Origin of the sequence: Deinococcus phoenicis (genome assembly GCF_000599865.1) — a bacterium.
Taxonomy (GTDB): Bacteria; Deinococcota; Deinococci; order Deinococcales; family Deinococcaceae; genus Deinococcus; species Deinococcus phoenicis.
Genome location: NZ_JHAC01000012.1, coordinates 1 through 17,696, shown reverse-complemented (window position 1 = coordinate 17,696; position 17,696 = coordinate 1). Strand labels below are relative to the sequence as shown.

General features: G+C 67.5%; 17 protein-coding genes. 3 read left to right on the top strand and 14 right to left on the bottom strand.

What is annotated here, in order from left to right:
• Positions 1-228 precede the first annotated feature (228 nt).
• Complete coding sequence (locus tag DEIPH_RS04275) at positions 229-522, bottom strand: Lrp/AsnC family transcriptional regulator (RefSeq protein WP_034354398.1); 294 nt, start codon at positions 520-522, stop codon at positions 229-231.
• Between the two features lie 135 nt (positions 523-657).
• Here DEIPH_RS04275 and ahbA point away from each other — a divergent pair, with 135 nt between their 5' ends.
• On the top strand, positions 658-1,713 hold the full coding sequence (gene ahbA, locus DEIPH_RS04270; protein WP_051517149.1) for a siroheme decarboxylase subunit alpha: 1,056 nt from the start codon (positions 658-660) through the stop codon (positions 1,711-1,713).
• A gap of 53 nt (positions 1,714-1,766) precedes the next feature.
• Here ahbA and DEIPH_RS04265 read toward each other — a convergent pair whose 3' ends face one another.
• The 5 genes from DEIPH_RS04265 to DEIPH_RS04245 all read right to left on the bottom strand — a co-directional run bounded on the left by DEIPH_RS04265 (position 1,767) and on the right by DEIPH_RS04245 (position 6,805).
• Entirely contained in the window at positions 1,767-2,681 is a 915-nt protein-coding gene (locus DEIPH_RS04265) for an SDR family oxidoreductase (RefSeq protein ID WP_081790773.1), read from the bottom strand.
• 233 nt (positions 2,682-2,914) lie between these two features.
• Positions 2,915-4,909: a transketolase gene (gene tkt, locus DEIPH_RS04260; protein ID WP_034354396.1), complete on the bottom strand. Its 1,995-nt coding sequence runs from the start codon at positions 4,907-4,909 to the stop codon at positions 2,915-2,917.
• A 72-nt stretch (positions 4,910-4,981) separates the two neighbouring features.
• Positions 4,982-5,662 carry a tRNA (adenine(22)-N(1))-methyltransferase TrmK gene (locus tag DEIPH_RS04255; RefSeq protein WP_034354393.1) on the bottom strand — a complete coding sequence of 227 codons (681 nt, stop codon included), beginning with the start codon at positions 5,660-5,662 and terminating at the stop codon, positions 4,982-4,984.
• Entirely contained in the window at positions 5,643-6,200 is a 558-nt protein-coding gene (locus DEIPH_RS04250; protein ID WP_034354388.1) for a YqhA family protein, read from the bottom strand. The genes DEIPH_RS04255 and DEIPH_RS04250 overlap by 20 nt, the downstream gene beginning before the upstream one ends.
• Positions 6,201-6,226: 26 nt before the next feature.
• The gene (locus tag DEIPH_RS04245; RefSeq protein ID WP_034354385.1) at positions 6,227-6,805 is read right to left on the bottom strand and encodes an MOSC domain-containing protein; all 579 of its coding nucleotides are present in this window, start codon (positions 6,803-6,805) and stop codon (positions 6,227-6,229) included.
• Positions 6,806-7,115: 310 nt separating this feature from the next.
• On the opposite strand from DEIPH_RS04245, the gene tyrS reads away from it, so the two are divergent.
• The gene (tyrS, locus tag DEIPH_RS04240) at positions 7,116-8,351 is read left to right on the top strand and encodes a tyrosine--tRNA ligase (RefSeq protein ID WP_034354382.1); all 1,236 of its coding nucleotides are present in this window, start codon (positions 7,116-7,118) and stop codon (positions 8,349-8,351) included.
• Positions 8,352-8,606: 255 nt separating this feature from the next.
• On the opposite strand, the gene pyk is transcribed toward tyrS, so the two are convergent.
• The 6 genes from pyk to DEIPH_RS04210 form a co-directional block, all read right to left on the bottom strand.
• Positions 8,607-10,055, bottom strand: a complete 1,449-nt coding sequence (gene pyk, locus DEIPH_RS04235) for a pyruvate kinase (protein WP_034354379.1) — start codon at positions 10,053-10,055, stop codon at positions 8,607-8,609.
• 89 nt (positions 10,056-10,144) lie between these two features.
• Positions 10,145-11,413 carry a phosphopyruvate hydratase gene (eno, locus tag DEIPH_RS04230; protein WP_034354377.1) on the bottom strand — a complete coding sequence of 423 codons (1,269 nt, stop codon included), beginning with the start codon at positions 11,411-11,413 and terminating at the stop codon, positions 10,145-10,147.
• A 164-nt stretch (positions 11,414-11,577) separates the two neighbouring features.
• Entirely contained in the window at positions 11,578-12,660 is a 1,083-nt protein-coding gene (gene dnaN, locus DEIPH_RS04225) for a DNA polymerase III subunit beta (protein WP_034354374.1), read from the bottom strand.
• A gap of 390 nt (positions 12,661-13,050) precedes the next feature.
• Positions 13,051-14,463, bottom strand: a complete 1,413-nt coding sequence (gene dnaA / locus DEIPH_RS04220) for a chromosomal replication initiator protein DnaA (protein ID WP_051517148.1) — start codon at positions 14,461-14,463, stop codon at positions 13,051-13,053.
• A gap of 40 nt (positions 14,464-14,503) precedes the next feature.
• Positions 14,504-15,469 (bottom strand): mechanosensitive ion channel family protein, encoded by a 966-nt coding sequence (locus DEIPH_RS04215; protein WP_051517147.1) that lies wholly within the window; start codon positions 15,467-15,469, stop codon positions 14,504-14,506.
• Between the two features lie 4 nt (positions 15,470-15,473).
• Positions 15,474-16,469: an SDR family oxidoreductase gene (locus DEIPH_RS04210; protein WP_034354371.1), complete on the bottom strand. Its 996-nt coding sequence runs from the start codon at positions 16,467-16,469 to the stop codon at positions 15,474-15,476.
• A gap of 62 nt (positions 16,470-16,531) precedes the next feature.
• Here DEIPH_RS04210 and DEIPH_RS04205 point away from each other — a divergent pair, with 62 nt between their 5' ends.
• Positions 16,532-16,819 (top strand): hypothetical protein, encoded by a 288-nt coding sequence (locus tag DEIPH_RS04205; protein ID WP_034354368.1) that lies wholly within the window; start codon positions 16,532-16,534, stop codon positions 16,817-16,819.
• A gap of 169 nt (positions 16,820-16,988) precedes the next feature.
• On the opposite strand, the gene DEIPH_RS04200 is transcribed toward DEIPH_RS04205, so the two are convergent.
• Positions 16,989-17,264: a hypothetical protein gene (locus DEIPH_RS04200; RefSeq protein ID WP_034354365.1), complete on the bottom strand. Its 276-nt coding sequence runs from the start codon at positions 17,262-17,264 to the stop codon at positions 16,989-16,991.
• Between the two features lie 11 nt (positions 17,265-17,275).
• Positions 17,276-17,659 carry a DNA-processing protein DprA gene (locus DEIPH_RS04195; RefSeq protein ID WP_267134641.1) on the bottom strand — a complete coding sequence of 128 codons (384 nt, stop codon included), beginning with the start codon at positions 17,657-17,659 and terminating at the stop codon, positions 17,276-17,278.
• Positions 17,660-17,696 lie beyond the last annotated feature (37 nt).

Genomic DNA, 17,696 nt, shown 5'->3' with positions numbered 1-17,696 from the left:
GGCCCGTCTACGCTCTGCCCGCCCGTCTCTAGCTTTTTCGGCCTGCGGCGGCTCTTGGGGGCGGCGAATCTTCGGCTTCGGTCCGGTACTTTTCAGGCAGAACGGGAAACGTCACGCTCCGCGCTGGATAACTGACCTGCACGAGGCAGAGAAGGGAGGTTCCGAATCAGAGACCTGTCCCTGCCACTTCCCGGAAAAGCCGGAATATAGGGGCGGGATGCCCCAGCCTCAGGACGGTCGGCTCTCGTCCAGGCCGACGCCGAAGCCCTGGTCGAGCAGCGCCTCGCTGTAGGTGCGGAAGGCCAGCATGGTCTGCGTGCGGATGATGCCGTCCACCTTCCGCAGATGCCCCGTGACCACGTCGTCGAGGTCGTCGTAGCGGTCGAGTTTCAGCACCGCCACGATGTCCCACTCGCCGGTCACGCTGTAGACCTCGCGCACCCCCGGCACTCCCGCGAGCGCTTCGGCGGTTTCCTGAATACGCTGCCTCTCTGCCTGCACCATCACGATTGCGGTGACCATAGGGGCATTGTGGCCTATGGAGGCCAGCAGCTTTCAGCCAAAGCTCTCTCCTGTTGACGGCTGACCGCCGACCGCTTCCCCCTGACCGTTCGTTCGGGGACGTTCTGCCGCGCGGGGCGGGCGTATCGTGGCGGCATGACTGCCCCCGCTCCGACCCCCACGCAGGTGACGCCGCGTGAGCAACTGCTCAACCGTATTCAGAAGGACATCCCCATCGTGCAGCGCCCCTACCGCGTCGTTGCGGAGGAAGTCGGGCTGACGGAAGCCGAGGCCCTGGACATTCTGCGCGAGGTGAAGGCGGAAGGCGTGCTGCGGCAGGTCAGCGCCATTTTCGATACGCGCACCCTGGGCTACAAGTCCAGCCTGGTCGCCGCCGTGTACGACGAGGACCAGCTCGACGCGGGGGCAGAGACCGTGAACCTTCACCCCGGCGTCAGCCACAACTACAAGCGCAACCACGACTTCAACCTCTGGTACACCATCGCCGTGCCGCCCGAGAGCGACCTCGAAGCGCACGTCCAGAAGCTGCACGAGCAGAGCGGCGCGCGCGTGACGCGCCTGATGCCCACCCTGTACCTGTTCAAGATCGGCGTCGAGTTCGACATGAGCGGCAAGGAAGACTGGAACGCCAAGGCCAAGCCCCAGTACACCAACGCCGACCGCAACGTGGGCTATAGCGTCACCGACCTCGACCGCGCCTTCGTGCTGGAGTTCCAGAAGGACCTGCCCGTGACCGAGGAACCCTACGCGGACGCCTGCGCCGCGCTGGGCCTCACCATCGACGAGGTCGCCGCGCACGCCCAGAAGATGAAGGAGGCCGGAGCCTTGCGCCGCGTCTCCGCCGTGTTTCGCCACCAGAAGGCGGGCTTCACCTTCAACGCGATGGGCGTGTGGGCCGTGCCCCAGGAGGACGTGGCGGAAGTGGGCCGCCAGATGGCCGAGTTCAAGGCCGTCTCCCACTGCTACCTGCGCCCCACCTACCCCGAGTGGCCCTACACCATCTTCACGATGGTCCACGGGCGCAGCAAGGAAGAGGCGTTCGGCAAGATCGCCGCGATTGAACAGGAGGTCGCGCCCGGTATCGACCACGCCATCCTGTACTCGACGAAGGAATACAAGAAAATCCGGCTGGAGTTCTACAAGCCGGAGTTCTATGAATGGGCGCGGGAGAACCTGGGCACGGAAGCGTAAAAAGCCGTCAGCCGTCAGCAGATTTGCTCTTGCGGACGGCTGACGGCCAAAAGTTACCCGTTCACGATCTCCCCGCCGTTCGGATGAATCACCTGCCCCGTCACGTAACTGCTGTCCTCGGAGGCGAGGAAGACGAAGGCGGGCGCGACCTCGGCGGGCTGGCCGGGGCGCTTCAGGGGCACGTCCTGGCCGAAGCTCTCGACCTTTTCCCGGTCGAAGGTGCTGGGGATCAGCGGGGTCCAGATCGGCCCGGGGGCCACGGCGTTCACGCGGATGCCCTGTTCGGCGAGCGCCTGGCTGAGGCTGCGGGTAAAGGCGACGATCGCGCCTTTGGTGGCGGAGTAATCGAGCAGCTGCGGGCTGCCCTTGTAGGCCGTGACGCTGGCCGTGTTGACGATGGCCGCGCCCTTTTGCAGGTGCGGCAACGCCGCCTGCGTCAGGTAGAACATGGCGAAGATGTTGGTGCGGAAGGTCCGTTCCAGCTGCTCGGGCGTGATGTCGGTGAGGCTCGGCTGCGGGTGCTGCTCGCCCGCGTTGTTCACCAGCACGTCCAGGCGCCCGAGCTGCTGCACCGTCTGCTGCACGGCCTGCTGCGCGAACTGCACGTCGCCCACGTCGCCGCTGATGGCGAGCGCGCGGCGGCCCTCGGCCTCCACCATCCTCACCGTCGCCTGCGCGTCCTCGTGCTCGTCGAGGTACACGACCGCCACGTCGGCCCCCTCCCGCGCGAAATGCACGGCCACCGCGCGCCCGATGCCGCTGTCGCCGCCCGTCACCAGGGCCACCTTGCCCTCCAGCTTGCCGCTGCCCCGGTAGTCGTCGCGGATGGTGACCGGCTTCAGGTCCATTTCGGTCTGGTGGCCGGGTTGCTCCTCTTGCGTCTGTCCCGGGACCTGCTGCGGCAGATTCTCGGTGGAGGCGCTCACGGGCTGGCTCTGCTGGTTCCGGTCCTTCTGCTGGTCTGCCATGCGGGGCACTGTCACACGGCAGATCAGCGGCCAACGCCGTCCAGCTTACATCTTTCAGGGGGTATGAAGATGGGGGCCGGCTTGTGAAAGGCCCCCCCGGCCTCTGAAAACTCGGCCTTTACTCTTGTAGTCTTGGGGTCTTGGGAACAGGACCCTTGGCACCCGTTCCCCGCCAGCGGCACCACGGCAAGCGCCCACCCCCGGGAGGAGGTGGGCGCTTCTGGGAACCACGGTCAGAGGATGCTCTTGACCACCTTCACCACGTTCGGCACGCTGAAGCCGAACTTCTCGAACAGCACTTTGGCGGGGGCGGACGCGCCGAAGGTGTCCATGCCGATCACCGCACCGTCCTGGCCGACCCACTCGTACCAGGGCTGCTTGCTGGCGGCCTCGATGGCGACGCGCTTCACGCCGGGCGTCAGCACGCTGGCCTTGTAGCTGGCGTCCTGCTCGCGGAACACCTCCATGCAGGGCATCGAGACGACGCGTGCGCTGATGCCTTCGCCCGCCAGTGCCTCGGCGGCGTCCAGGGCCAGACTGACCTCCGAGCCGCTGGCGATCAGGATCACCTGCGCGCCTTCCGTCTCGCGGATCACGTAGGCGCCCTTCTTCACGCCCGCGTGGTTGCGGGGCAGCACCGGGAGGTCCTGGCGCGAGAGGGCCAGCGCCGTCGGCCCCTTGCCGTACTCCAGGGCCATCTGCCAGGCCGCCGCCGTCTCGTTGGCGTCGGCGGGGCGGATCACGTGGGCACCCGGCACCGCGCGCAGCATGGCGAGCTGCTCGATGGGCTGGTGGGTGGGGCCGTCCTCGCCCAGGCCGATCGAATCGTGCGTCAGGACGTAGGTGACGGGCTGCATCTGGATCGCCGAGAGGCGGAAGGCGGGCTTGAGATAGTCCGCGAACACCAGGAAGGTGCCCACCAGCGGGCGCGGGCCGCCGTACAGCGCCAGACCGTTGGCGGCGCAGGCCATCCCGAACTCGCGCACGCCGAAGTAGATGTTGCGGCCCTGGTAATGGCCGGGAGCCAGCACGCCGCCGTCCTTGATGGTGGTCTTGGTGCTGCCCGAGAGGTCCGCGCTGCCGCCCATCAGGCCCGGCACGACCTTCGCCAGCGCATTGATGACCTCGCCGCTGGCATTGCGGGTGGCGATGGCCTTGCCGCCCACCTCGTAGGAGGGCAGCGCCTCGGCCAGGTTGGCGGGCAATTTGCGCTCCAGCAGGGCCATCACCTCGGCCCCCAGCTCGGGGTACTCGGCGCGGTAGCGCTCCATCATGGCCTGCCAGTCGGCTTCCCACTGCGCGCCGCGTTCGGTCGCGTCCATGTGGGCGCGGACCTCATCGGGCACCGTGAAGGGCGGGTACTCCCAGCCCAGCGCCGCCTTGGTTTCCCGCACGCCCTCCTCGCCCAGCGGCTCGCCGTGCGCCTTGCTGGTGCCCGCGCGGGGGCTGCCGAAGCCGATCACGGTACGGACCTGGATCAGGGTGGGCTGGTCCTTGTTCGTCTGCGCCTGCCGGATCGCGTTTTCGATCTCGGCCAGGTTGTTGCCGTCCTGCACGCGCAGCACTTCCCAGCCGTAGGCGCGGTAGCGTTCGGCGGTGTCCTCGTTCACGGCCTCGAAGGTGGCGGTGTCGAGCTGCACCTGATTGTCGTCGTGCAGCCAGATCAGCTTGCCCAGCTTCAGGTGCCCGGCCAGCGACGCGGCCTCGTGGTTCACGCCCTCCTGAAGGTCGCCGTCTCCCAGGATCGAGTACACGTAGTTGTCGAAGACCGGGAAGCCCTCACGGTTGTACTGCGCGGCGAGGTGATGCTCGGCCATCGCCATCCCGACCGTCATCGCCGCGCCCTGCCCCAACGGCCCGGTGGTCGCGTCCAGCCCCTTGGTGTGGAAGAACTCGGGGTGGCCGGGCGTCTTGCTGCCCCACTGCCGGAAGTTCTTGAGGTCCTCGAGCGGCATGTCGTAGCCGGTCAGGTGCAGCAGCGAGTAGATCAGCATGCTGGCGTGCCCCGCCGACAGCACGAAGCGGTCGCGCCCCGCCCACTCGGGATTTTTCGGGTTGTGATGCAGGAACTTCTGCCACAGCACGTAGCCCATCGGGGCCATGCCCAGTGGCGCGCCGGGGTGGCCGCTGTTGGCCCGCTGCACCGCGTCGATCGCCAGCGTCCGGATGGTGTTCACGCCCAGTTGATCAAGACCCTGTTGATCGACACCCTGTTGTTCGGCACTCATGGGCATCAGTGTACCGGGCAGGGGTGAGGGGCAGCGCGGGGCTGTCTTCAGGCGGCCCGGAGCGGCGCGGGGTTAGGGCTGGAGAAGGTCCCAGGCGGCGCGGGCTGTCTCCAGCTCGGTCTGGGCGGTGCGCCCCGGCGCGGCCAGCGGCGTCAGCCGGGTGAGGTCGGCCTGCACCTGTCCGCGCAGCACGCCTGATCCCTCCCGCAGCAGGTGGGGACCGTAGCGCAGCGCGGCATTCAGGGGCAGGCCCGCGTCCGCGTAGACGGGGTCAGGCCCGTCACGGCGTTCCAGGCGCAGCACCGGATAGGGCCAGTACCCCGGAATCAGGCGCTCGGCGGCCAGGTGGTAGCCCTGCTCGCGTGCCCAGACCCGCACCGGCCAGGGCGAGTCGTTGGGCTGCACCACCAACGCGGGCGGCAGCCTCTCCCCCGCCCGGCGTAGGATGCCCGCCACCGTCCCCGCGCCCATCCCGCTGACGCTGGCGCTGTCCACCTCGCCGGGCGCCAGAGGTGCGAAGCCGTCCCCGGCCCGCACCTCGATGTGGCCCTCCAGCCGGGCGCGGGTCACGTTCCGCCGGGCCAGCTCCAGCGGCCCCGGATTCAGTTCCACGACCACGCAGCGCCCCGCCCGGCCGGACTGGATCAGGCGGATGGGCAACTTCGCGTGGTCGGAGCCGATATCCGCGTGAGCCTCGGCCCGGATCAGGGCCAGCACCGCCTCCAGGCGGGCGTCAAGGGTGGGCGTCTTCACCGGGCCTCCCCTCTTCCACCCGCTCCGGGGTCTGTCCCCGCAGCACCACGCTGTAGGCGCCCACGGCCAGAATCACGGCGGCGACGGCCGCCCCGTAGGGCAGGATTTCGGTGCCGCCGGTCCATTCCAGCGCCACCGCGAAGAAGTTGACGGCCAGCGCCGTGATCACCACGCCGATCAGCTTCTGCTTGAGGTCGTCGAAGGTGCGGACGTGCAGCCAGGCGGGCACGTTGCGCAGTTCCCCGATAAAGAGGGCCTGGAGGCCCAGGCTGATGATCAAGAGCGCCACCCCCACCAGCAGCGTGTCGGCCTGCTCGACGGCGGCGACCAGCAGGTGCTTGGTGGTGTCTTCCTCGCCCAGGTGCCGGAAGGCGTCCCCGAGGGTGCGGTACGCCTGTCCGATGGCCGCGATGAACAGCACCAGGCTGAAGACGAAGGAACTCAGCACGCCCAGTTCCACGATCAGCCGCGTGAATCCGAAGGCCCGCGCCAGCGTGCGCGAGGCGGAAGGAGCGGCAGGCGGACGGGAACGGCTCACCCGCCCAGCATACGGCCAGCCTAGGGTCAGCCCCGGCCCGCCGTGCCGGATTCCAGAAACACCACCGGGTCGCCCACCCGGATCACGCCGCCCGAGATCACCCGCGCCGTCAGCCCACCGTGCCCGCGCACCGCGTTGTAGCCGCCCTCGCCCAGCGTCTCCTCCATCCGCGAGCAGGGATGGCATTCGCCGGTGCCCTCCAGCACGACCTCACCCACCCGGAAACGGGCGTCCTTGAGGGCCAGCAGCGGAAGGCCGCCGATCAGGAGGTTGCGGCGCAGCAGTTCGGGCGTGATCTCCTCCAGCCCGGCGAGCGCCGCGATCACAGGCAGATGCTCGGCCTGGAGCAGCGTGACCTGACGCCGTCCGGGGCCGCCGGGAATGGGCGTGGCCGCGCCGGGCACCGGAACCTCGCCCGGTTCGCCAGTCAGGGCGCGCAGTCTGGGCGGGGCCACCTTCCCGTGATCCCCGATCACCCCGACCAGCGGATGAAGCTCGGCTTCCGGCACGCTCCGCACCGGGGCGCGGCGGGCCTCGCGCAGCCCGATCCATTCCAGGCGGCCCGCGCGGGGAAAGGTGGTCCGCAGCTCATGGAGACTCTTCACCCGGACAGGCTACGGCAGGGCACGTCTCTTGCTAGAGCATTGGGCAGAATTACGGCCCTCGGGGGAAAGCACCCCAAGTGCCTCCATTCTGCCCAATGCTCCTGTCAAATCCACTCGCTTCGCTCGGCCAACGAATGCGGAACCCCGCCGCATTCTTATGGCAAATGCTCTAGACTGCCGGGCATGAGGCGTCTGACCCGACGTGCGTATAGACCCCGCCGCTGAGGTGGGAGGGTCAGGCCTGAAATCCAACCCCGAGGCGGCGCAGCTTGCGAGAAGCGAGTGCGCCGCCTTTCTCTTTGGAGTCACCATGAATGAAATTCGCCGGAACCTGCCTGTAGACGAACAGCTCGCCCTCCTGAGGCGCGGCGTCGTGGACCTCGTGACCGAGGACGACCTGCGCCGCAAGCTGGAGACGGGAAGGCCCCTGCGCGTCAAACTCGGCGCGGACCCCACCCGCCCGGACCTGCACTTGGGGCACGCCGTCATTCTGCGCAAGATGCGGCAGTTTCAGGACCTGGGCCACAAGGTCATCATGCTGATCGGCGACTTTACCGCCATGATCGGCGACCCCAGCGGCAAGTCCAAGACCCGCCCGCCCCTCACGCTGGAAGAAACGCGCGCCAACGCCCAGAGCTACCTGGACCAGTGCAAACTGATCTTGCGCGACGACCCCGAAGTGCTGGAACTGCGCTTCAACGGCGAGTGGCTGGAGCCGATGGGTTACGCGGACGTGATCCGCCTCGCCAGCCGCTACACGGTGGCCCGCATTCTGGAACGCGACGACTTCACCAAGCGCCTGAATGCCGGAACGCCCATCAGCGTCCACGAACTGCTCTACCCGCTCACCCAGGGCTACGACAGCGTGGCGCTCCACGCGGACGTGGAACTGGGCGGCACCGACCAGCTGTTCAACAATCTGGTGGGCCGCGCCCTGCAACGCGATTACGGCCAGGACGCGCAGGTCGTGATGACGCTGCCGCTGCTGGTCGGCCTGGACGGCACCGAGAAGATGTCCAAGAGCCTGGACAACTACATCGGCCTGACCGACGAACCGCACCTGATGTTCGCCCGGTTGATGAAGGTGCCCGACCCGCTGCTGCCCAACTACTTCACGCTGCTGACCGACCTGCCGCAGGACCGGATCAACGAACTGCTGGCGGGGCACCCGGTCGCCGCGCACCGCGAACTCGCCCGCGCGGTGGTCGCCTGGCTGCACCCGGACGCCGATCTGGACGCCGCCGAGGCCCGCTTCAAGGCCGTGGCAAAGGGCGGCATCCCCGAGAACATCCCCACCGTGACGGTCCCCCGCGAGGAACTGGGCGAGGGCGGCAGCGTCAGCATGGCCCGGCTGGTGGTGCTGGCGGGCCTGGAACCCAGCAACGGCGCGGCCCGCAAGCTGATCGGGAACCGGGGCCTGAAACTGGGCGGTGAGACGTACATCGCCGCCCAGGGCAGCCTGAGCCTGGAAGACCTGTCCAGAGAGGGCGGCGCGGTCATCCAGAAGGGCAAGGACCGCTTTGCGCGGCTGGTCCTGGGGTCCTGACCCACGCCGGACCTGCTCGGGCCTTCCTGGCCCTGCTGGAAGCCGCCCGAGCAGCAGGAAGTGGAGAAGTTTTACACAGGAAGCTGTGGACAAATGCTCCGGCTGTGGAGAACGTGCTGAACGCGGTTCAATCTGTCGGTGCCAGAAAGTTATCCACATCCCGGGTGTGGAAAAAAGTGCTCCCTGTGGATAAAAATAAGTTCGGCCCCGGACAGTCATTGCCGGGGCCGAACCTTTTAAAGCTGACGTGAAGACTTAGACGCGGACGCTCAGGTCTTCCTCACGCAGCCGCTCGACGCGGAGCATGTTGGTGGTGCCGCGCACACCGAAGGGCACGCCTGCGGTAATCACGTAGCGGTCGCCCACATCGACCAGCCCACTTTTCTTCAGTTCGTCGTTGGCAATCCGGACCATGTCGTCGGTGTCGTGGGGGTCCTCGCTGAGCATAGGCACGACGCCCCACAGCAGGGCCATCTGGTTGCGGGTCTGCTCGTTGGGGGTCAGGGCCAGGATCGCCAGCGGCGGGCGGTTCTTGGCGACGCGGGCGGCCGCGCCCCCGGTGCTGGTAAAGGTCACGATGGCCGGGGCCTCCAGCTTCTCGCCGATGGAGCAGGCCGCGAACGCGATGGCGTCCTGTGCCAGCTCGGTGTCCACGACGACCTGCCGCTGCATCAGCTCATAGTGTTCGCTGGACTCGGCCTCGCGCGCGATGCGGTCCATCATGGCGACCGACTCGACCGGGTACTGGCCCGCCGCCGACTCGGCGCTCAGCATCACGGCGTCGGTGCCGTCATAGATCGCGTTGGCGACGTCCGACGCCTCCGCGCGGGTGGGCCGGGGCAGGTTGATCATGCTTTCGAGCATCTGCGTGGCGGTGATCACGGGCTTCCCGGCCTCGCGGCACAGGCGGATCAGGCGCTTCTGGATGGTCGGCACCTGCTCGGGGCGCATCTCGACGCCCAGGTCGCCGCGCGCCACCATGATGCCGTCGACTTCCTTGAGGATGTCCTCGAAGCGGTCCACGGCCTGCGGCTTCTCGATCTTGGCCATCAGCTTGGCCCGCGACCCGAACCGGGCGAGGTAGTGCCGGGCCAGCAATAGGTCGTCGCGCGAGCGCACGAAGCTCAGCGCCACCCAGTCCACACCCAGCTGCGCGCCGAATTCCATGTCCTGCACGTCCTTGTCGGACAGGGCGGGCACGGTCAGGTCGGCCTGGGGCACGTTGATCCCCTTGTTGTTCTTCAGCACGCCGCCGATCACGACCGTCGTCAGGATGTCCTGGCCGCGCACCTGCTCCACCTTCAGGGCCATGTTCCCGTCGTCGAGCAGCAGGACCATGCCGGGATGCACGTCCAGGGCCAGCCCCTTGTAGGTGCTGCTCACCCGCTCGGCCGTGCCCTCCACGTCGTCCATCGTGATGGTGAATTTCTGCCCGGCTTCCAGCGTCACCGCGCCTTCCTGAAAGCGGCCCACCCGGATTTTCGGTCCTTGCAGGTCTTGCAGGATGCCGATCGTCACGCCCTTCTGGGCGGCGAGTTCGCGCACCATCTGGACCGTCTGGCGGTGGTCCTCGTGGTCCCCGTGGCTGAAGTTCATGCGGACCACGTTCAGCCCGGCGTCGATCATCCGCCCCAGCGTCTGCGGAGCGCGGCTGGCCGGGCCGATTGTGGCGACAATTTTGGTTGCCCTATCAAAGTGTTTCATGTGTGGAATCCCTTCCAAGAAAGCGTTCAGCGCTCAGCCGTCAGCTTTCAGGTTTTGCTGATCGCTGATGGCTGAAAGCTGACGGCTTCCTACCTCAGCGCCTTGCGGCCCGGATACACGGCCCGGTCGCCCAGCCCGTCCTCGATCCGTAGCAGCTGGTTGTACTTGGCGATGCGGTCCGAGCGGCTGGCGCTGCCGGTCTTGATCTGCCCGGCGTTGGTGGCGACGGCGAGGTCGGCGATGAAGGCGTCCTCGGACTCGCCCGAGCGGTGGCTGATGATGGTGCCGTAGCGGCTGCGCTTGGCGAGTTCGATGGCGTCCATCGATTCGGTCAGCGTGCCGATCTGGTTCACCTTCACCAGAATCGCGTTGCCCACGCCCATATCGATACCGCGCTGGAGCCGCTCGGGGTTGGTCACGAACAGGTCGTCACCCACGAGCTGCACCCGGTCCCCCAGGCGCTGCGTGAGGAGCTGCCAGCCGTCCCAGTCGTCCTCCGCCAGGCCATCCTCGATGCTCACGATGGGATACCGGCTGGTCCAGTCGGCCCAGAAGTCCACCATCTCGGCGGTGGAGAGGGTGCGGCCCTCGCTCTCCAGGTGATACTGACCGTCCTTGTACAGCTCGGTGACGGCGGGGTCCAGCGCGATGCAGATGTCCTTGCCCGGCTCGTATCCGGCCTTCTGGATGGCTTCGAGCAGGACTTCCAGGGCCTCCTCGTTGCTCTTGAGGTCCGGCGCGAAGCCGCCCTCGTCGCCCACGTTGGTGTTGTAGCCGCGCCCACTGAGGACCTTTTTCAGCGCGTGGAAGGTTTCCGCACCGTAGCGCAGCGCCTCGCGGAAGGTCGGGGCACCGACCGGCATCACCATGAACTCCTGGAAGTCCACCGAGTTGTCGGCGTGCGCGCCGCCGTTGATCACGTTCATCATCGGGACGGGCAGCGTCTTGGCGTTGCTGCCGCCCAGGTAGCGGTAGAGGGGCACGTCCAGTTCGTTGGCGGCGGCGCGGGCCGTGGCGAGGCTGACCGCCAGGATCGCGTTGCCGCCCAGGCGGCCCTTGTTGGGTGTGCCGTCGAGGTCGAGCATTGCGGCGTCCACCGCGCCCTGGTCGGCGGCGTCCAGGCCCACCACGGCGGGGCCGAGCGCCTCGTTCACGTTCTGGACGGCCTGTTGCACGCCCTTGCCCCCGTAGCGGGCGCCCCCGTCACGCAGTTCCAGCGCTTCGTGCGTGCCGGTGCTGGCCCCGCTCGGCACGATGGCGCGGCCCGAGAAGCCGCTGTCGAGGAAGACCTCGGCTTCCACGGTCGGGTTCCCACGCGAGTCCAGCACTTCACGGGCGATGACTTTCTCGATGTTCATGTGCTTGCCTCCCAGAATCTCAGACCCACGCCCCTCTCGCGGAGTTCGGCGGCAGTAGGTGTAGCCCGGACACTATAAGCGCCCCTGGCCCGGGGCGGATGCACCCGGTCTAAGCCGGAGCGCGGTGATCCCGCAGATGGCCCGTGCGGCGCACAGAAGGCCCCTTAAACGCGCAGCGTGACCATGACCGCCATGTACCCGCCCCCCCCGCTCGCGCGGAAGATCGCGGGGCTGGTGGAGCCGGAGAACAGCAACTCGGCGTCACCCTCGATCGGTCCCAGGGCATCCAGCACGTGCCGGGCGTTGAACGCGAGGCTCATCGCCGGCTCACTGCCGCCCTGCACCACGTCGAGCGTGTCCTGCGCGCGGCCGTAATCGCCCTCGGCGGCGAGACGCAGCTTGCCTTCCGACACCAGGAACTCGACGCGATTGTTCGCGTTCTTGTCGGCCAGCACGGCCACGCGGTTCACGGCTTCCTTGAGGGCGGTGGCGGGCAGCGTCACCTGAAGCTTGATGTCCTTGGGAATCACCCGCTCGTAGTCGGGGAACTCGCCGTCGAGCAACTTGAGGTTCATGCGGACGCGGTCGGTGGTCACGCTGAGCAGGCCCTCGCCGTAGGTGAAGCGGGCCTCGCCGTCTTTCAGCACCCGGATCAATTCGTCGGCGCTGCGGGCCGGGACGATCAGATTCTTGCCGTCACCGCTGGCCGGAAAGTCGCGGATGGCGACGCGGTAACCGTCCGAGGCGACCACGCGCGCCGCTTCGGGCCGGTGTTCCAGCTTGATGCCCCGGAAGACCGCCTGAAACGCCTCGTTGCTGGCCGCGTAGCGCACGCTGCTGAAGGCCCGGGCAAGTTCGGCAGCGTCGAGGCTCACGTCGGCGTGGGTGGGGAACGACAGCGGCGGATACGCCCCGAGATCTCCCGTCTGGAGCTTGAAATCGCTGCCGCCCGCACGCACGGCAAGTTCGTTCCCGCTGAGTTCCAGTTCGACCAGTTCCCCGCCCAGATTCCGAACGACCTGCGCGAACAGGTGAGCGGGAACCACGAAGCTCTGCGGGTCCTGCACCTCGGCGGGCACGAAGCACGACAGGTCGATTTCGAGATTGGTCCCACTGAGGGTCAGGCCCGCGTCGCTGGCCTCGACCTTCAGGGCAGTGAGCAGCGGATTGCTGCTGCGGCTAGGGATGACACGTTCCAGAAGGCCGAGACCTTCACTCAGGGTTTTCTTGGTGACATGCGCTCTCATGTTCTTCCTTTCCGTTCCCTCTCGGGAATGTCCCTATCTTTTACCTGTCTTCTAAACTTAAAAAAATAGTAGTAGTAATAGTAGGGCCTGTGGAAACTGTGGATAAGTGCCCCCAAGCCCCTCCAGGCGCGGAAAACTTATCCACATGGCCCCTGTGGATAACCGGCAAAACCTGTGGATAACCTGTGGATAACTTGGGGGGTTATCCACAGGTCCCGGAGCCTGTGGATAACTGGGGTACTTTTCCACAATTTTATCCACAGAAATCGGCGAGTTATCCACAGGTTTTTGGGGTTTTCCACAACCTTATCCACAGATCGTGAAACTTGGCACACTGTTTTGGAACGGATTTTGGAACTTATTCTGCTGTCTGAAGAAAAAAGGGTGAAGTTACGCACTGTTTTCCTCATCTTCCACATCTTTCAGCTCACTGCGGAGAGCATTGACGGAGGCCAGCAGGTCCCCATCCTTGCCCAGCAGTTCTGTCACCTTGGCGACGGCGTGCATCACCGTCGAGTGGTCGCGCCCGAAGAACTGGCCGATTTCCGGCAGGGAATGGTCGGTCAGGTCGCGGATCAGGTACATCGCGATCTGCCGGGGCACCACCACCTCGCGGGCGCGCCCCGAGCCGCGAATCACGTCGGGGGGCATGTTGAAGTGCGCGGCGACCTGCCGCAGCACATCCATCATCTCGACCTTGACTGCCTGCGGCGCGAACACGTTGCTGAGCGCCTTGGCGGCCACCGCACGCGAAAAGGGCACGTTGTTCAGGCTGGAAAAGGCCACCACCCGCATCAGGGCGCCCTCCAGCTCGCGGATGTTGCTGGTGACCTGCCGCGCGATCAGCTCCAGCACCTCCTGGGGAATATCGATGCGGTTGTGTTCGGCATTCATCTTCAGAATCGCCACGCGCGTCTCGTATTCCGGCGACTGGATGTCGGTGATCAGGCCCCACTCGAAGCGGCTGCGCAGGCGGCCTTCGAGCGTCTGGATGTCCTTGGGGGGCCGGTCCGAACTCAGGATGATCTGCTTGTGGTTCTCGTACAGCGCATTGAAGGTGTGAAAGAACTCCTCCTGGGTGCGCTCCTTGCCCGCCAGGAACTGGATATCGTCCACCAGCAGCAGGTCCACGCTGCGGTAACGGTTCCGGAACTGCGTCATCTTGTCGTCGCGGATCGCGTTGATCAGGTCGTTGGTAAAGGACTCGGTGGAGACGTACTCGATGCGCTTTTCGGGAAAGCGTTCCATCATGTAGTGCCCGACCGCGTGCATCAGGTGCGTCTTGCCCAGCCCCACGTCCCCGTAGATGAAGAGGGGGTTGTACGCCTTGCCGGGAGACTCGGCCACGGCCAGCGCCGCCGCGTGCGCCAGGTTGTTGTTCGGCCCCACCACGAAGTTTTCGAAGGTGTACTTGGGATTCAGGCTCTTGCGGTTCTCGGCGGGCAGAGGGGCAGGCGGGGGACGGCTGCCCGGCCCCGGGGGATGGCCCGGCGCGGGGGCGGGCGGCGGGTCCTGCGGGAGGATCATCGCCTCCTGCACGGCGGGCAGCACCTGGAAACTCACCTGCGGGTCCTGCGCGCCCAGGCTCCTGAGGGCGTCTTCCAGCAATTCCAGGTAATGTTTGCGGAACCACTCCTGCGCGAAGGAATTGCGCACACCCAGCACCAGCGAGCCGTCCTGCACGCCCAGATTCCTGACCGGGGCGAACCAGGTGTGATACTCGACTTCCGAGATATTTTTGCGGACGTACCCCAGCACGTCCGCCCAGATTTCCTGCGTGATAACGCGCACCTCCCCCTTCATGCGGGCCGCTCGATCTTGCGCGGCCAGCATACCACCCCCCTCAGGCGCTCTCTTCCCCCGCTGGAGAAGGGCGCCCCCTGTCCTCGCGCGGCGCCCCAGCCTGCGACCCAGGCGTGGTCGGCGCTGGGGCGGGCCAACCTTCCAGCGTCATGCTCACGGGCCTGAGCTGCACCGGGTCGAGGGCGACGCCCTGTGGCGGGCTGAGATTCACGCCCGCCTCTCGCAGCCGGGCATTCACCGCCGTCAGCACCTGGTCGGTGGAGGTGGCCACGTCGCGGCGGTGGGGCGGATCGACCCAGTAGCGCAGGCTCAGCGTGACGCCGCCGGAGGTGAGGTCCGTCACGACCACGCTGGGGGGCGGGTTCTGAGCCAGGCCCTCCACGCCCTGTGCCGCAGTGACCATCAGCTGCCTTGCTGCTTCCAGATCCACGCCGTAAGGCAGCGTCAGGGACACACTCACGCTGCGCTGGTCGAAGGCCGTGTTCACGGTCACGCGGCCCGTGTAGAGGTCGCTGTTGGGAATGACCACCTTGCGGTTGTCGTAGGTGCGGACGACCGTGGCGCGCATCTGGATGTCCTCCACGGTGCCCTCGGTCGTGCCGCTGATGATCTGGTCGCCGATGTGAAAGGGCCGCGTGATCAGCAGCAGCAGGCCCGCCAGCAGGTTCTGAAAGATGTCCTTGAACGCGAAGCCGATGGCGACGCTCCCAAAGCCCAGCGTACTGAACAGCGTGGCGGCATTGAGGGTGGGAAAGACCACCGTCGCGGCCACCAACACGCCCACCGTCAGCACCACGCCGCCCAGCACCTGCCCCAGCGCCCGCCCCACATTAGGCGACTGCCCCGCCTGCCGCAGAACCCGGCGCAGCAGGGCCACCAGCGCCTTTGAGAGCAGCCAGAACAGCGCGAAGATCACGAGTGCCAGCAGCACGTTCGGCAGCGACGCGACCACGCTCCGCGCGATGTTGACCGTGCGCGCCCAGATCAGGCTCAGGCCGGGATTCATGGGGTCACCCGTCCTGCTGCGCCGCCAGCGCCTCCGCCTCGCGCTCGCGGGTCAGGAAGGATTTTTGCGGGGTCCCCGCGCTCCAGTCCCCGGTGTCCCGCGCGGTCGTCAGCGGGTCGCTGAGGGTCAGACCCGCCGCCCGCGCCCGCTCGCTGCTCATGTCCATCAGGCCGCCCTGCTCGCTGCCCACGGGCAACCAGACGGGGAGGTCGTGCCAGCCGAGGCCCTGGGCCTCCAGTGTCTCCGCGTCCACCCACACGGGCCGGGCGTCCGCTCCGGTCGCCTCCTGCACCACGTCCACGAACTCGCGCCAGCTCAGACGCGGTCCGGCCAGGTTGAAGACGCCCGGCACGTCCTCCTCCAGCACGGTCCGGACGAAACGGGCGAGATCGCGGGCGTCGATCACCTGCACGAAATCGGTGCCGTCACCAGGGGCCAGGAAGTCGCCCCCCGCCGCTATCCGGTCGATCCAGTAGGTGTAGCGCCCGGTGGGATCGAAGGGGCCGGCCACGATCTGCGGGCGCAGGATGGTCGCGCGCGACCCGAAGACCTCCCCCACGATCCGCTCGCAGGTCACCTTCAGCGGGCCATACGTCTCGCCCGTCACCTCGGTCACATCCTCGGCGGCGGCGGGCAGCAGGGGGTCGTCCTCGCGGATGGGGTGGCGGTTCTGTTCGGCGTACACGCTGCCGGTGCTGATGAAGACGTACCGGTGAACGGCGTCCCGCAACGTCTCCGCACTTGCCCGCACCTGCCGGGGCGTGTAGCCGCTCACGTCCACGCAGGCGTCCCAGGTGCACTCTGCGAGTGCTGTGAGGCCTGCCGCGCCCTCGTTGCGGTCCCCCTTGAGGCGTTCCACCGTGTCCGGCAGCTCGTCGGGCGTGCGCCCGCGCGTCAGCACACTGACCTGGTGGCCCGCTGCCAGCAGCGCCTCCACGATATGCCGCCCCAAGAACTGCGTTCCGCCCAGCACCAGCACCTTCAGCCCCTGTTTGGTCATGCCGCAGCATCCCACGCGCGCGGACAGCCCGCCTAGACTGGGCTACAGGTAGAGTGGGCCGCATGAAGGTGCGTTTCACGTCTGGCAGGGTCCGCGTCCGCCTCGACGATCTGGAGGTCGCGGCGCTGGGCCGGGGGGAGAGCCTGACCGCCCACGTGGCCTGGCCGGGCGGGGGCTGGGTCCTGACCCTCGGTCCCGTCTCGGACGGCGTGGCCGGGGAGGGCGGGGCGCTGACGGTGGGGCTGCGGGCACGGCTGCCAGAGTTGCTGGAAGATGCGCGGGAAGGCGTGACTCTGCCCGGTCCGCCCCGTGTGGACGTGGAGAAGGACTACGGGCCGCAGCACGCCTGATAAGAACTCCGATGGGGCCGTTGGCGGAGTGGTTCCATCCGAGGCGAGAAGGAGAACGGATGGGTTCCGGGAGCTGGATCGACTTCCGGCGCTGTCCCGGAAGGAATCGGACGGAATCCGTCTGAGGCCTGGACCTCTCCCCTCCCCTGCTGTCTCCTGGTCGGGGGAATCAGGGCAGCAGGAGCGGGCGCGGGGGCCGGCGCTGTTCCCAGTCCGCCAGGGCCGCCGCGCCCGCCTGCGTGAGGACGTAGGCTGCCCGCGTGTGCCCGCCGCCACCCTCCCGCGCGATCAGGGTGCGCCCCTCCAGGCCCTTGAGCGTCACGACGCTCAGCCGCCTCCCGGCCAGGGTGTAGTAGGGGCCGCGGCCCGTCTGCCGGACGTGCATGACCAGTGCGGCCCCCTCCCGCAGGGCCGTCAGCACCCGGGCTTCGGCGTCGTTCAGCATCGCCCTCTCCACTACCGCCGCGCCCAGCGTCCGCCGACCTCCTCGGCCAGGCCCATCAGGTGCAGCATCACCAGCGCGGTCTGGAGGTCGGGCAGCGCGAGGCCGGTCGCCGCTTGCAGGTCGTCGAGTGTGGCGGGCGTGGAGAGGGCGGCGTAGGCGCGGGCCTGCTCGGGCGGGAGGTCGGGTGTGGGCGCGGCGGGAGCCTCCCCCCAGCCCAGCTCGTCCAGGATGTCCTGGGCCGTCTCGGTCAGCACGGCGCCCTCACGCAGCAGGCGGTGCGGTCCGGCGGCGCGGGGGTCTCCGGCGCGACCCGGCACGGCGAAGACGGTGCGCCCGCATTCCAGCGCGTGCGTGGCGGTAATCAGGCTGCCGCTTTTGAAAAGCTCCCTGGTTATAGTACAAAGGTTGCACATACTCCTCCCAGAATAAAAA

What these genes read in the sequence shown, in the direction of transcription:
- pyk (WP_034354379.1), bottom strand. Translation starts at nt 10,055, where the DNA reads ATGAAACACTTTGATAGGGCAACCAAAATTGTCGCCACAATCGGCCCG.
- DEIPH_RS04200 (WP_034354365.1), bottom strand. Translation starts at nt 17,264, where the DNA reads ATGCTGAACGACGCCGAAGCCCGGGTGCTGACGGCCCTGCGGGAGGGG.
- ahbA (WP_051517149.1), top strand. Translation starts at nt 658, where the DNA reads ATGACTGCCCCCGCTCCGACCCCCACGCAGGTGACGCCGCGTGAGCAA.
- DEIPH_RS04215 (WP_051517147.1), bottom strand. Translation starts at nt 15,469, where the DNA reads ATGAATCCCGGCCTGAGCCTGATCTGGGCGCGCACGGTCAACATCGCG.
- tyrS (WP_034354382.1), top strand. Translation starts at nt 7,116, where the DNA reads ATGAATGAAATTCGCCGGAACCTGCCTGTAGACGAACAGCTCGCCCTC.
- DEIPH_RS04265 (WP_081790773.1), bottom strand. Translation starts at nt 2,681, where the DNA reads ATGGCAGACCAGCAGAAGGACCGGAACCAGCAGAGCCAGCCCGTGAGC.
- DEIPH_RS04205 (WP_034354368.1), top strand. Translation starts at nt 16,532, where the DNA reads ATGAAGGTGCGTTTCACGTCTGGCAGGGTCCGCGTCCGCCTCGACGAT.
- dnaA (WP_051517148.1), bottom strand. Translation starts at nt 14,463, where the DNA reads ATGAAGGGGGAGGTGCGCGTTATCACGCAGGAAATCTGGGCGGACGTG.
- dnaN (WP_034354374.1), bottom strand. Translation starts at nt 12,660, where the DNA reads ATGAGAGCGCATGTCACCAAGAAAACCCTGAGTGAAGGTCTCGGCCTT.
- tkt (WP_034354396.1), bottom strand. Translation starts at nt 4,909, where the DNA reads ATGAGTGCCGAACAACAGGGTGTCGATCAACAGGGTCTTGATCAACTG.
- DEIPH_RS04210 (WP_034354371.1), bottom strand. Translation starts at nt 16,469, where the DNA reads ATGACCAAACAGGGGCTGAAGGTGCTGGTGCTGGGCGGAACGCAGTTC.
- DEIPH_RS04275 (WP_034354398.1), bottom strand. Translation starts at nt 522, where the DNA reads ATGGTCACCGCAATCGTGATGGTGCAGGCAGAGAGGCAGCGTATTCAG.
- eno (WP_034354377.1), bottom strand. Translation starts at nt 11,413, where the DNA reads ATGAACATCGAGAAAGTCATCGCCCGTGAAGTGCTGGACTCGCGTGGG.